At 70.1% G+C, this 13,896-nt stretch carries 11 protein-coding genes and 1 pseudogene; 4 read left to right on the forward strand and 8 right to left on the reverse strand.

What is annotated here, in order from left to right:
* Positions 1-76 precede the first annotated feature (76 nt).
* Positions 77-369, forward strand: a pseudogene (locus tag BM43_RS42235) (MFS transporter); the annotation flags it as partial.
* Between the two features lie 236 nt (positions 370-605).
* Here the strand turns inward: BM43_RS42235 and BM43_RS13055 are convergent.
* From BM43_RS13055 to dld, 3 genes are all read right to left on the reverse strand, one after another.
* Positions 606-3,908, reverse strand: a complete 3,303-nt coding sequence (locus BM43_RS13055) for an efflux RND transporter permease subunit (RefSeq protein ID WP_036055296.1) — start codon at positions 3,906-3,908, stop codon at positions 606-608.
* On the reverse strand, positions 3,905-4,216 hold the full coding sequence (locus BM43_RS40380; RefSeq protein WP_144417657.1) for a hypothetical protein: 312 nt from the start codon (positions 4,214-4,216) through the stop codon (positions 3,905-3,907). The genes BM43_RS13055 and BM43_RS40380 overlap by 4 nt, the downstream gene beginning before the upstream one ends.
* A 340-nt stretch (positions 4,217-4,556) precedes the next feature.
* Entirely contained in the window at positions 4,557-6,317 is a 1,761-nt protein-coding gene (gene dld / locus BM43_RS13065; protein ID WP_036055295.1) for a D-lactate dehydrogenase, read from the reverse strand.
* A gap of 115 nt (positions 6,318-6,432) precedes the next feature.
* Here dld and BM43_RS13070 point away from each other — a divergent pair, with 115 nt between their 5' ends.
* Entirely contained in the window at positions 6,433-7,344 is a 912-nt protein-coding gene (locus BM43_RS13070) for a LysR family transcriptional regulator (RefSeq protein ID WP_036028787.1), read from the forward strand.
* Between the two features lie 9 nt (positions 7,345-7,353).
* Here BM43_RS13070 and BM43_RS13075 read toward each other — a convergent pair whose 3' ends face one another.
* Entirely contained in the window at positions 7,354-7,815 is a 462-nt protein-coding gene (locus BM43_RS13075) for a carboxymuconolactone decarboxylase family protein (RefSeq protein WP_013691526.1), read from the reverse strand.
* A gap of 9 nt (positions 7,816-7,824) precedes the next feature.
* Positions 7,825-8,268 (reverse strand): cupin domain-containing protein, encoded by a 444-nt coding sequence (locus BM43_RS13080; RefSeq protein WP_025099194.1) that lies wholly within the window; start codon positions 8,266-8,268, stop codon positions 7,825-7,827.
* A gap of 223 nt (positions 8,269-8,491) precedes the next feature.
* Here BM43_RS13080 and BM43_RS13085 point away from each other — a divergent pair, with 223 nt between their 5' ends.
* Positions 8,492-9,808, forward strand: coding sequence for a serine hydrolase domain-containing protein (locus tag BM43_RS13085; RefSeq protein WP_036055293.1), 1,317 nt, complete (start codon positions 8,492-8,494; stop codon positions 9,806-9,808).
* A 98-nt stretch (positions 9,809-9,906) separates the two neighbouring features.
* On the opposite strand, the gene BM43_RS13090 is transcribed toward BM43_RS13085, so the two are convergent.
* Complete coding sequence (locus BM43_RS13090) at positions 9,907-10,374, reverse strand: hypothetical protein (protein WP_036055292.1); 468 nt, start codon at positions 10,372-10,374, stop codon at positions 9,907-9,909.
* A gap of 365 nt (positions 10,375-10,739) precedes the next feature.
* Between BM43_RS13090 and BM43_RS13095 the strand changes: the two genes are divergently transcribed.
* Complete coding sequence (locus BM43_RS13095) at positions 10,740-11,402, forward strand: flavin reductase family protein (protein WP_025099191.1); 663 nt, start codon at positions 10,740-10,742, stop codon at positions 11,400-11,402.
* A 93-nt stretch (positions 11,403-11,495) separates the two neighbouring features.
* Here BM43_RS13095 and BM43_RS13100 read toward each other — a convergent pair whose 3' ends face one another.
* Both BM43_RS13100 and BM43_RS13105 read right to left on the reverse strand, forming a co-directional pair.
* On the reverse strand, positions 11,496-13,046 hold the full coding sequence (locus tag BM43_RS13100; protein WP_042286810.1) for a heavy metal sensor histidine kinase: 1,551 nt from the start codon (positions 13,044-13,046) through the stop codon (positions 11,496-11,498).
* Positions 13,043-13,723, reverse strand: coding sequence for a heavy metal response regulator transcription factor (locus tag BM43_RS13105; RefSeq protein WP_013691532.1), 681 nt, complete (start codon positions 13,721-13,723; stop codon positions 13,043-13,045). Before BM43_RS13105 ends, BM43_RS13100 begins: the two co-directional genes overlap by 4 nt.
* Positions 13,724-13,896 lie beyond the last annotated feature (173 nt).

Genomic DNA, 13,896 nt, shown 5'->3' on the forward strand with positions numbered 1-13,896 from the left:
GATCTGTCAACGCGCGATGCCGGGTTCGATCCAGGGCGTCCCGTCCCCGGTTTCTCGACTCCTCGACTCGATCCCCATGTTCCATTCCCTGCGCATGCCCAACTACCGACGCTGGGCCGGCGGCGCCCTGGTGTCGAACATCGGCACCTGGATGCAGCGCACCGCGCAGGACTGGCTGGTGCTGACCGGGCTCAGCCACCACAGCGCCCGCGCGGCCGGCATCGTGATGGCCCTGCAGTTCGCGCCGCAGATCCTGCTGATCGCGCTGAGCGGCTTCGCCGCCGACCGCCTCGACCGGGGCGCCGGCTGCTGCTCCTCACCCAGGGTCTGCTCGGCGTGCTCGCGCTGGCGCTGGGCCTGCTCACGCTGGGCGACACGCCGCTGGTCGGCTGGGTGGCGGATCACCTGGCGCCGCGCCGGCCGCTCGGGGTGGACGCGCTGGGAGTTTGGCGGGCGCGGCTTGCTGGCCGCTGTTGAAAGACGGGCCGCGGACGGGTTCGCCGGCCCTGGCGGCAAGGCGGACGACGCGACACACGCCGACACGGCGCGCGAAACACGTCAGGCAGCCGGCGCCAGCCTCATCGCCCGCGTCCCGCCGCCCCGCCTCAGGCCCCCGCCGCCGGCGGCAGCCCCGCGCGCCGCGCGCGGCGCCGCTCCGAGCGCAGCCGCAGCCGGTCCATGTAGAGATAGACCACCGGCGTGGTGTAGAGCGTCAGCACCTGCGAGACGATCAGCCCGCCGGCCAGCGTGATGCCGAGCGGCGCGCGCAGCTCGGCGCCGTCGCCATGGCCGAACACCAGCGGCAGGGTGCCGAACAGCGCGGCCATGGTGGTCATCAGGATCGGCCGGAAGCGCAGCCGGCAGGCCTCGTGGATCGCCTCGAACGAGGACTTGCCCTCGCGCGCGGCCACCACCGCGTAGTCGATCATCAGGATCGCGTTCTTCTTGACGATGCCGATCAGCAGGAAGATGCCGATCAACCCGATGATGTCGAACTCGGTGCCCGAGATCAGCAGCGCCAGCAGCGCGCCCACGCCAGCCGAAGGCAGGGTCGAGAGGATCGTGATCGGGTGGATGTAGCTCTCGTAGAGGATGCCGAGCACGATGTAGATCGCCGCCAGCGCCGCGATGATCAGCAGCAGCTGGTCGCGCAGCGCCTTCTCGAACTCCTCGGCGGTGCCCGAGAAACCGGCGTTGATGCTGGCCGGCACGCCGATCTCCCGCATGGTCTGGTAGATCACCGTGCGCGCGTCGGACAAGGCCTTGCCGGGCGGCAGGTTGAAGGAGATCGTCACGGCCACGAAGGGGCCTTCGTGGTTGATCGCGATCGGCGTGGTGCCGGGCCCGAAGCTGGCGATCGCCGAGAGCGGGATCATGGTCGACTTCGAGGTGGACACCGCCTCGCCCGAGGAGGTGCCGGCCTTGCCGGTGGCCGCGATCGAATTGAGCGCCGCGTTGCGCGCCGAATCGGTGGAAACCGCCTGCGCCGTACTCGCGCTCGACTTGGCACCGCCCGCGCCGCCCCCGCCAGCCACGAAGGTGCCGGCCGCGGCATTGGTCTGCGCCACGCCGCTGGCGCTACCGCCGGTGGTGCTGATCCACACCTGCTTGAGCATCTCCGGGTCCTGCCAGTATTTCGGCGCCAGCTCCATCACCACGTGGTACTGGTTCAGCGGGTTGTAGATGGTCGAGACCTGGCGCTGCCCGAAGGCGTCGTACAGCGTGTTGTCGATCTGCAGCGGCGTGATGCCCAGGCGCGCGGCGGTGGCACGGTCGATATGGACCATCGCCTCCAGGCCGCCCTGCTGCTGGTCGGAGTTGACGTCGGTGAGCTGCGGCTTCTTCTTGAGCGCCGCGGCCAGCTTGTCGCCCCACTTGTAGAGTTCCTCGGGCGAGTCGCCGTACAGCGAGAACTGGTATTGCGCGTTGGTCTGCCGCCCGCCGCCCCCGCCCAGGTCCTGCGCGGCCTGCAGGAAGGTCTGCGCACCCGACACGCGTTCGAGCTGCGGGCGCAGGTGCTCGATGATCTGGTCGGCGCTGAGCTTGCGGTCCTGCTTGTCCTTCAGCGTCACGAACATGAAGCCGGCATTGGTGGTGCGCCCGCCGCGAAAGCCCGCGATGCTCAGCACGTTCGGGTCCGACTGGATGATCTTCATCATCTCAGCGAACTTGAGCTGCATGGCCTGGAACGAGGTGGACTGGTCCACCTGGATGCCGCCGATCAGCACGCCGGTGTCCTGCTGCGGGAAGAAGCCCTTGGGCACCACCACGAACAGCGCCATGTTGAGCCCCACCGTCGCGATCAGCGACAGCAGCGTGATGCGCCGGTGCCGCAGTGCCCACTGCAAGGTGCGGTCGTAGCCGGATTGCAGGCGCTCGAAGCCGCGCTCCAGCCAGCGCGACAGGCGCCCTTCCTTTCGATGGCTGCCGGCCTCGGGCAGCAGGCGCGCGCACATCATCGGCGTGAGCGTGAGCGAGACCACCAGCGACACGGCGATCGCCAGCGACAGCGTCATCGCGAACTCGCGGAACAGCCGCCCGATCAGCCCCGTCATCAGCAGGATCGGCAGGAACACGGCGATCAGCGAGAGGCTGATCGACACCACCGTGAAGCCCACCTCGCGCGCGCCGTCGAGCGCGGCCTGCATGCGCGGCTTGCCGTTCTCGATATGGCGCATGATGTTCTCCAGCACCACCACCGCGTCGTCGACCACGAAGCCGGTGGCCACGATCAGCGCCATCAGCGAGAGGTTGTCGATCGAGAAGCCCAGCACGTACATCGCGCCGAAAGTGCCGATGATCGAGACCGGCACCGCGGCGGTCGGGATCAGCGTGGCGCGCCAGTTGCGCAGGAACACGAACACCACCATCACCACCAGCGCGACCGCCACCACCAGCGTGTGCTCGGTATCGGCCAGCGAGGAGCGGATCGTCACCGAGCGGTCCAGCACCGAGCCGAGGTCGACGTCGGGCGGCAGCGCGGCGGACAGCCTGGGCAGCGCGGCCTTGACGCGGTCGACCGCGTCGATGATGTTGGCGCCCGGCGAACGATAGAGGATCACCAGCACGGCGCGCTTGCCGTTGGCCAGGCCCAGGTTGCGCAGGTCCTCGACCGAGTCGATCACGCTGCCCACGTCGGTGAGCCGCACCGCCGCGTTGTTGCGGTAGGCCACCACCAGGTCGCGATACTGCGAGGCCTGCGAGGCCTGGTCGTTGGTGTAGAGCTGGTAGCGGTTCGGCCCGACCTCGATCATGCCCTTCGGGCTGTTGGCGTTGGCCGAGGCGAGCGCCGCGCGCACGTCCTCCAGGCCGATGCCGTAATGGAACAGCGCATGCGGCTCGAGCTCGACGCGCACCGCGGGGCTTGCCGCGCCGAACACGTCCACCTCGCCGATCCCCTCGATCTGCGAAAGCGCCTGCTGCAGCACGGTGGAGGCCGCGTCGTAGACGCGCGAGGGCGGCGCGGTGTCCGAGGTGACCGACAGCACCATGATCGGGGTGTCGGCCAGGTTGACCTTCTGGAAGGTGGGATTGCTCTTGAGGCTGGCGGGCAGGTCGGCGCGCGCCGCGTTGATGGCTGCCTGCACGTCGCGCGCGGCGCCGTTCAGGTCGCGTTCGAGCACGAACTGCAGGCTGATCAGCGCATTGCCGAGCGAGCTGGTCGAGGTCATCTGGGTGACCCCGGCGATCGAGCCCAGGTGCCGCTCCAGCGGGCTGGTCACGCTGGTGGAGACGGTGGCCGGGCTCGCGCCGGGCAGGTTGGCGAACACCGAGATGGTCGGGAAGTCGACGCGCGGCAGCGGCGAGACCGGCAGCTTGACGAAGGCGAACAGGCCCGACAGCGCGATGCCGAGCGCGAGCAGGGTGGTGGCGACCGGCCGGCGGATGAAGAAGCGCGAAAAGTTCATGCGGGCCTGGATTCAGCGCGGCGCGCGCGGCGGCAAGCGGTTCGACAGGCGGGATGCGCGACGGCGGCGACGCGCTCGGGCGCCCGCAGGACGCGGCCGGCCACGGCGGCACGACGCGCGACTTCCGGCAAGGCACGGCCGATCGCGAAGGCAGCGCAGGCGGCCGCGCGCATGGCCCCGGCGGCCCTCTGGCCGGTCGCGGCCACGATCAGGCGCGACCGGCGCCGGCCATACATGGCGAGCGGATGCGAGCCGCCCACCGGGAAATGTCGTCTGTGCATGATTCGCCGCGTCTTGTCGTTTCGCATACCGGCGGCCGGCTTCGCATGCGCGCGCCCGGCAACCGTTGCCTCTCGGATGGATCGTGATGCGCGCGGTCACCCACCGCTGGCGCATCCGGCCGCTCGCGCGCCGCCGGCCCGCCGACGGCGCCGGCGGTTCGCGCGGCGCTGGCCTCGCGACGCGCCTGCCGGCGGATCGGGCGTTCGACAGCCGGGCCGCGGAAAGATTCCGGCGGCGCGCGATCCGGTCGGCACGCTGGGAACGGCGGCCGGGTCGGCCACGTCGCCCGCTATTGTAATGATCTGGCGGCGACGGGTTGGTGAATCGACAGGTGTCTTGCAGCGTCTTGCAAGCTCTTTTGTTTTGTTACGGCAGCGCCGCCTCGTGGCGCGCCTCGGGCTCGCGATAATTGGCGAATTTCGACATCTGGCCGATCCCCGGATTGAAACAATTGCAGGGGTCCAGCTCGCGATAGAACTCGGCCAGCGCCGGCTTGGCGCGATACAGGTGGCCGACGTTGTGCTCGGCCGGATATTCGGCGCCGCGCGCGTCGAGCAGGCTCCACATGCGATGCTCCAGATCGAGGCAGTCGCGGCCCTTGCGAACGATGTAGTCCTGATGGAATACATGGCAGAGGAAATGGCCGTAGTAGAGCTTGATCGAGATATCGTCGTCGATCTCCCTGGGCAGCGTCTCGACCCAGTCGCGATCGTTGCGGCGCAGCGCGATGTCGAGCGCGACGATGTCCTCCACTTCCTTCGCATGAATCGCGCGATAGCGGACCGCCGCGCCGGCCGCCGCGAAACGGTGCAGGAAGGCCTTGGCGCCCTCTTGCTCGGTGCATTCGAAGAACTCGCCGCCGGCCTTGGCGAAATAGGCGCCCAGACGCTCGCGCGCGGCGTCCACGCTGCCCGCCGGCACCTTCAGCATCAGGTGGTGCTCGAAGCGCTCGCGATAGGCCTTCATGCGCGCCGGCAGGTGGCTCGGGAACAGGCGGCTGGCCGCCTGCAGCAGGCGATCGCTCAGATGCGCGGGCAGCAAGCGCAGCCGAGCGGCGATCGCGTCGAAGCGGCTCTTCAGGCCGAACAGCGCCGGCAGGCGCGAGGTGCCCAGATAGTGGATCGCGAGGAAGGTGTCCTTGCCGTAGGTTTCGGCGATGTCGAAGGCGTCGCGATGCAGGTACTCGCCCGAGATCGGCAGTTGCGGCAGCTCGCGCAGCGCAATGCGGCGGATCTCGCTCAGCTCGGCGGGATCGTTGGTGCCGATATAGAACACCTTCGCGCCCTGCTCGACGGGGAAGGTGTCGAGCCGCACCGCGAACACCATCAGCTTGCCGGCCGAGCCGGAAGCCTCGTGCAGCCGGCGCGGATCGGCGTTGTAGCGGGCCGGCGTATCGGCGTCGATCTCGCGCACTTCCTCGGCGTAATGATGGTCGGAGGCGGCGCCCGCGTCGTGGCGGATCTCGGCCTCGCTGAAATCGCGGCGCTCGATGCGGTCGAGCACCGTGAGCGGATCGGTGCCCAGCTCGATGCCGAGATGGTTCACCAGCTGCAGCCGGCCGCCCGCATCGACGCGCGCGAACACCGCCATCTCCGTGTAGGCGGGGCCGCGCTGCACCAGCGCGCCGCCCGAGTTGTTGCAGACGCCGCCGAACACCGAGGCGCCGATGCAACTGGAGCCGATCACCGAATGCGGCTCGCGGCCCAGCGGCTTGAGCGTCTGCTCGAGCTGGTCGAGCGTCGCGCCGGGCAGGCAGACCACCTGGCGGCCCTCGTCGATCAGGTGCACCGTCTTCATGCGCGTGGTGCTGACGATCACGATATCGCGATCGTAATCGTCGCCGTCGGGCGTCGAGCCCCCGGTCAGCCCCGTGTTCGAGGCCTGGGTGATGACGATCACGCCGGCCGCCACGCAGGCCTCCAGCACCTTCCACTGCTCGACCAGCGAGCCGGGCCGCACCACCGCCAGCGCGCGTCCCGAGCCGAAGCGGTAGCCGGTGCGATAGCGGCGCGTGGCGGCCTCGCCGGTCAGCACCTGGCCGCCGCCGACGATGCCGCGCAGCGCCGCCAGCAGCGTCTCGCCGCCTGGCTTGCGCAGGTCCGAACCGGTTACGGGTGCTGCCGTCATGATGTTCTCCGTGTCTGGGAGGCCGTGCGATGCGCCTGGCCGATGAAGGAAAGCTTAGAATCGCCTCCATCATTAGTCCAATATCTCGATAACGCGATTTGGAGACGAAATCGATATGGAATTCCGCCAGCTCCGCTACTTCCTGGCTGTCGCCGAGCACCTGCATTTCACCGAGGCGGCGGCCTCGCTCGGCATCGCGCAGCCGCCGCTGAGCCAGCAGATCCTCAAGCTCGAGCGCGAGATCGGCACGCGCCTGTTCGTGCGCCATCCACGCCGCGTCGAGCTGACCGAGGCCGGGCGCCTGCTGCACGAGCGCGCGCGGCGCATCGTCGAGGATGCCGAGCGCGCGCTGGTGGAGACGCGCAACGCCGGGCGCGGCGAGACCGGGCGGCTGTCGCTCGGCTTCGCCGGCTCAACGGTGTTCCATCCGGCGATCGCGCTGACCATGCAGCGCTTTCGCCACGCCTACCCGCGCGTGCAGGTGGCCTGCGAGGAGAGCAATAGCGTGGCGCTGCTGGAGAAGGTGGCGGCGGGCCGGATCGACGCCGCGATGGTGCGCATGCCGCTGCAATGCGGCGAGCTGATCGTCGAGCCGCTGGCCGACGAGGAGATGATCGCGGTGCTGCCGAACGGACACCGGCTGGGGCGCCGCAAGCGCGTCGCGCTGGCCGACCTGGCCGCCGATCCGCTGATCATCTTTCCGCGCGGGATCGGCCCGAATCTCTACGACTCGATCCTCGGCGCCTGCCATGCCGCGGGATTCTCGCCGGCGATCAGCATGGAATCGCCGCAGATCTCCTCGGCCGGCAATCTCGTGTCGGCGGGCTTCGGGGTGGCGGTGGTGCCGGCCTCGATGCGGCAGGTGCAGGTGGACGGCGTGAGCTTCCACGAGCTGCAGGGGCGGCCGCTGGCCACCGGCATCGCGCTGATCCATCGGCCGCGCGAGGCCTCGCCGACGGTGCGCAATTTCGTGAAGATATTGCGGCGCTATCGGCTTGCCGCGCGCGACGCCGCGGACGAGGCATGAGGACCCGGCTCAGCGCGCCGCGTCGACCACCGCCTGCGGCACGGCGCGGAAGCTGATCGCGAGCCGGTTGTAGGCATTCATCAGACCGATCGCGATGGTCAAATCCGACAGTTCCTGCTCGCCGAACACGGCGCGCGCGGCCTCGAACGCGCTATCGGGCACGCCCGTTTCCGATACGCGGGTGACGCTCTCGGCCCAGGCCAGCGCCGCGCGTTCGCGCTCGTCGAACAACGCGCCGGCTTCTTGCCACACCGGCACCAGCACCACGCGTTCGAGCTTGTCGCCCTTCTTCAGCAGATCGCGCGTGTGCATGTCGATGCAGTAGGCGCAGCCGTTGATCTGGCTGACGCGCAGGTAGACGAGGTCGACCAGGCGCTCCTCCAGCCCGCATTGAAGAATGTGCGCGTACACGCCGCCGAGGGCCTTGGTGCCGGCCGCAGAGGCCTTGCGGTAATCGAGACGTTGGGACATTCGAGACTCCTATCGATCGTTGATGGTGAGGGGGGCATCGCCGCTGTCGACCACGAACACGGCCAGCAGCCTGGCCGGCTCGCTCGCGCTGGCGTTGCGGCTGACCTGGTGGTGGGCGCCGGGCATTTCGTAGAAGGATTCGCCCGGGCCGTAGACGCGTTCGGGCTGGCCGTCGACCTGGCTGGCGATATGGCCCGACACCACGTAGGCGTAGATGAAGGCCGAATGCGCGTGATGATGCGGGCGCGAGGCGCCGCCGGGCGGGTAGTCGACCTCGACGGCCGTCAGCGACTTGCCGGGCAGGTTCGGCAGCGCGTGCGAGAAATTCGGCTTGACGGTTTCGGCGGGCGCGCCGGCGGCCGAGCCGCTTTCGGCGGTGGCGGCGTTGGCCGGGCCCGCCAGCGCGGCGCCCAGGGCCAGCAGCGCGGACATCAGGATGGGGGTGGTTTTCACGGGGTTCTCCTTGAACTCGGGGCCCATTCTGCGGCGGCCGAAGGTCAAGAAAAAGAACCAAAAACGCACTATTCGACTGTACCGTCCACGCCCGAGCGCCGGCCCCGATTGCTGAGCGCCGCGCACCAGTCTGCTGCCGCGCAGGCCATGTTCACGCACCGCCCCGCTTCGCCAGAATGCGCATCGACATCCCTACCCGATCCGCATTCGACACGGAGCCCCCATGAGCACACGAATCCCCCGCCGACAATGGCTGAAAGGCGCCTCGGGCCTGCTGGCCGCCGCGAGCCTGGGCCGGTTGGCCAACCGCGAGGCGAGCGCCGCCGAAGTAAGCGCCGCCGCGCCGCTCGACACTCGCTCGCTGGGCGCCTCGCCGCGCGCGGCGCTCGACGCCTGCCTGCAAAAAGCCGTCGACGACGGCACGCTCAAGAGCGTGGTGGCGATGGCCGCCACCGAGCGCGGGCTCGCCTACCAGGGCGCGCGCGGCCCGGCCAACGCGGCCGGCGAGCCGATCGGCGCCGATACGGTGTTCTGGATGCTGTCGATGACCAAGGCGATCACCGCCACCGCCTGCATGCAGCTGATCGAGCAGGGCCGGCTCGCGCTCGACCAGCCCGCCGCCGAGATCCTGCCGCAACTGAAGGCGCCGCAGGTGCTGGAGGGCTTCGACGCGGCCGGCCAGCCCAGGCTGCGCCCGGCGCGCCGCGCGATCACGGTGCGCCACCTGCTCACGCATACCTCGGGCTACACCTACAGCATCTGGAGCGAGGCGCTGGGCCGCTACGAACAGGTCACGGGCATGCCCGACATCGGCTACTCGCTGAACGGCGCCTTCGCGGCCCCGCTCGAATTCGAGCCCGGCGAGCGCTGGCAATACGGCATCAGCATGGATTGGGTGGGCAAGCTGGTGGAGGCGGTGACCGACCAGTCGCTGGAAGTGGCGTTCCGCGAGCGGATCTTCGCGCCGCTCGGCATGCGCGATACGGGCTTCCTGATCGGCAGCGCGCAGAAGCGTCGCGTCGCCACCCTGCATCGGCGCCAGGCCGATGGCTCGCTGACGCCGGAACCCTTCGAGACCAACCAGCGGCCCGAGTTCTTCATGGGCGGCGGCGGGCTGTTCAGCACCCCGCGCGACTACCTCGTCTTCCTGCAGATGCTGCTGAACGGCGGCGCCTGGCGCGGCGAGCGGCTGCTGCGGCCCGACACTGTGGCGAGCATGTTCCGCAACCAGATCGGCGATCTTCAGGTTCGCGAAATGAAGACGGCCCAGCCGGCCTGGTCGAACAGCTTCGACCAGTTCCCCGGCGCGACGCACAAGTGGGGGCTGTCCTTCGATCTCAACAGCGAGCCGGGGCCGCACGGGCGCGGCGCCGGCTCGGGTAGCTGGGCCGGGCTGCTGAACACCTACTTCTGGATCGATCCCGTCAAGCGCGTGACGGGGGCGCTGTTCACGCAGATGCTGCCGTTCTACGACGCGCGCGTGGTCGATCTTTACGGGCGCTTCGAGCGCGGGCTCTACGACGGGCTGGGCCGGGCCTGAGCCGCGCCGCTCGCGCGACACAGTGGCGGCGGCCGTGGCTCGGGCAGCGGCATCCTCGAAGCCCGATCCGCCTATGTCACCCGAGCCGCGTGCGTCGCTCAGGTCCCATTCGCGCCGCCGTTCGCGACGGGCCGCTCGCGCGACAGCCCCTCGGAGAATACCTTCAGTGCTTCGAGCAAGGGCATCAGCGCCTGCCACAGCGCCTCGTCGTGCAGCAGCCGATACGCGCCCGTCACGCCGGGCGCCGTGTCGTGATGCGCGGCCGGCTGCCAGCTCGTGACATGCCGGATCGCATCGCCGGCGGCCAGCGCGGTGCGCTCCAGTTGCTCGGGCGGGATGCGCGACAGGGCGGTCAGCAGCACGAGCAGGTTCTGCATGCCGTTCTGCACCACCGGCTGGTCGAGGCCGGACAGCATGCCGGCGACATGGCTATTCGTATCGACGAAGTCGTGCGCGACGCGCAGGAAGCCATGCTGGTGAAGGCTGTCGAGCAGATGGCCGAGCGCATCGTGCGCGGCCGGCCGGGCTGCCGGGGAAGAGGAATCGGGATTGGCGGGATCGGCCATCGTTGCATCTCCGCAGGTAGGCCGCCTCGCATGGCGAGCGCGGCGCACGGGTGGGCGGCGACGTCGGGCCGCTGGCTGGGAAGACCGAGAAACACTGCGTGCCGGGCCGCGGACGCCGATCGACCTCGCATCCTCGCATGGAGTCGTGCCGCGATGCAGGGGCGCCGAACGCGGCTCGCGTCGACGCACCCGCACGCGAGGCCGGGCTCGCCTGGCACGAAGCATCTGGCGTGCCCGCGAGCGCGAAGCTGGCTTGCCGGATCGGGGCGCGTTTCATGCCCGATTGCACGGCAAGAACCGGAGCGCGCCGGGCGGCGCCGCCCGGCATCCTGGGAACCGTCAACCACCCACCCAGGAAACCCGTCATGCACGTCACCGCCCATCCCTCGATCCTCTACTTCGGCACGCCCGTCGCCCTGCTCGCTACCGTGAACGCCGACGGCAGCCACAACCTCGCGCCGATGTCCTCGGTGTTCTGGCTCGGCTGGCGCTGCTTCCTCGGCCTGCAGGGCAGCTCGAAGACCACCGAGAACCTGCGCCGCACGCGGCAGTTGGTGGTCAACCTGCCCTCGCCGGAACTGGTCGGCGCGGTCGACCGGCTGGCCCGCACCACCGGCTCGAACCCTGTGCCGCAGGACAAGCTGGAGCGCGGCTATCGCCACGAGCAGGACAAGTTCGGCGTGGCCGGGCTGACGGCCCTGCCTGCCGAGACGGTGCTCGCGCCGCGCGTGGCCGAATGCCCGGTGCAACTGGAAGCCGTGCTGGAGGACGAGCACGCCTACGACGCGGAAGGCCCGATGTCCGGTTTCATCGCGATCCTGGAAGCGCGCATCACGCGCGTGCACGTGGACCGCGCGATCCTGATGGACGGCCACCCGAACCGTATCGATCCCGACAAGTGGCGCCCGCTGATCATGAGCTTCCAGGAGTATTACGGGCTCGGGCCGAAGCTGCATCCCTCGCGGCTCGGCGAGATTCCCGAGGAGCTGTATCGCACGCCGGACTTCGAGCGCGCGGTCGAGGCCTGAGCGGACGAGCCGCGCGCGCCGGCGCCGGCGCCGATGCGCATCGCGTTGGCGCGCGGGCCTCGATCGCCTCGCGCCTCGCGCGGCCTTGTCGACTCAGCCCGCGCTCTCGCGCGGAAACGTCAGCACGAAGCGCGTGCCGCCGGCATCGCTCTCGGCATACACGGTGCCGCCATGCAGCTCCATCACCGAACGCACGATCGCCAGGCCCAGCCCGGCCACGCCGCCGGTACCGGGCGCCTGGCGGCTGCGTGCCGGATCGGCGCGATAGAAGCGGTCGAAGATGCGCTCCAGCAGCTCGGGCGCGATCGGCTCGCCGGGGTTGGTCACGCTGATGGTCAGCGCCTCGGCGCTCTCGCTCGCGGCCAGCCGGATCTCGCCGCCGCGCGGCGTGTAGCGCAGCGCATTGGCCAGCAGGTTGCCGATCGCGCGGCGGAACAGCTCCAGCTCGGCACTCAGCCGCCCGCCGCCTTCCACCCGCAGTTGCAGGCCGGCCTCGTCGGCGAGGCCCTCGAAATAACCGGCGATGCGCAGCAGTTCCTCACGCACCTCGAAGTCGCGCCGATGCGTGACGAAGCCGGGATGCTCGGCGCGCGCGAGGAACAGCACGTTCTCGATCATGCGCGACAGGCGCTCGTATTCCTCCAGGTTCGATTCCAGCAGCGCCTCGTATTCGGTCGCCGTGCGCGGCCGGCCGAGCGCCACCTCGGTGGCGCCGCGCATGTTGTTGAGCGGCGTGCGCAGGTCGTGGGCCAGGTCGGCGCTGAACTGCGAGAGCTGGCGAAAGCCCCGTTGCAGGCGCGCCAGCATCGCGTTGACGGCCTCGACCAGCGGCGCCAGCTCGCGCGGCACGCGCCCCGCGTCGAGCCGCGTATCGAGCCGATCGACCGTGATGCGGCCGGTATCGGCCACCACCCCGCGCAGCGGCCGCAGCGACAGGCGGATCAGGGCATAACCAACCAGCATCGAGAGCGCCGCGCCCACCCCGCCGGCCAGCCACAGCGTGTCGCGATAGCGGTCCAGCAGCGCGCGGCCGTCGCGCAGGTTGCGGGCGAGCACCAGCGCCACGCGCGTGCCGTCGCGCAGCCGCGCGTCGACCACCATGCCGTGCACCGGCATCCCGCCGCGCGTGGCCCAGGCGACGATCTGCGTGCCGACGATGCGCGCGGCCGGGTCCACATGCGGAGTGCCGCGCGGCACGATCGCGGCCAGCCCAAGCGCGTCGGGGCCGGGCCCTGCCTCGGCGCCGCTCGCCGCCTTCGGCGCCGGCTCGTCCTCGCCGGCATCCAGCTCGCGCGCATCGGGCCGCTGCGCGGCGGCGGCCGGATCGCCCGGCAAGGTGATCGCGAGATTGCGCGAGGCCAGCAGTTCCCCGTCCTCGGCGGCGGCCGCGAAGGACAGTGCGTTGTTGCCGAACACCACGCTGCTCAGGCGCTCGGCATGCGCGCGCACGTCCCCGGCCGAGGCCAGTTCCTCGGCCAGGCGCCGCGCATGGCGCGCGGCCAGCACCACGTCGAGGTCGCTCTGCTCGCTGACCTGCCGGTCCAGTTGCAGGTACACGTAGCTGCCGACCAGCGCGAACACGGCCAGCGTCATCGCGCCGAAGGCGACAGCGAGCGCGGCCGTCAGCGAACGCGCTCGCATCAGGGCGCCTCGTCCTTCAGTTCGAGCACGTAGCCGACGCCGCGCACGGTATGCACCAGCTTGACGGGAAACTCGTCGTCGATCTTCACGCGCAGCCGGCGGATCGCCACGTCCACCACGTTGGTATCGCTGTCGAAGTTCATGTCCCAGACGTAGGAGGCGATCTGCGTGCGGCTCAGCACCTCGCCCTGGCGCCGGGCCAGCAGGTGCAGCAGCGCGAACTCGCGCGGCGTCAGCTCGATGCGGGTCGCGCCGCGCCGCACGCGGCGGCGCAGCACGTCGATCTCCAGGTCGCCGATCGCGATCCATTCCGATTCGCGCGGCGGCCCGCGGCGCGCCAGGGTGCGCACCCGGGCCAGCAGCTCGACGAAGGCGAAGGGCTTGACGAGGTAGTCGTCGGCGCCGAGTTCGAGCCCGCGCACGCGGTCCTCGACATCGTCGCGCGCGGTCAGGAACAGCACCGGCGTGGCCTTGCTCGCGCGCAGCCGCTGCAGCACCGCCCAGCCGTCGAGCACGGGCAGCATCACGTCGAGCACGATCACGTCGTAGGGCTCCTCCTCGGCGAGCAGCAGCCCGTCGGCGCCGTCGGTGGCCAGGTCCACGCTCATGCCCGATTCCTCGAGCCCCTTCTTCAGATAGGCGCCCGTCTTCGGCTCGTCTTCGACTACCAGGATTCGCACCGCGCGCTCCCACCAGGTTGATACGCGCCGATGGTACCGGGATTCGCGCCGTCCGTGCCGGCCACGCGCGCGGATGACGAAAATGTAATCGGCGCGGGCCGGCAGCGCCCCGTGCGAGCGGCCCGGCGCGGCACAGATGACAAATCGGTAATGAACGCGTCAGCATCGCGCGA

Source organism: Burkholderia gladioli, from assembly GCF_000959725.1.
GTDB lineage: Bacteria > Pseudomonadota > Gammaproteobacteria > Burkholderiales > Burkholderiaceae > Burkholderia > Burkholderia gladioli.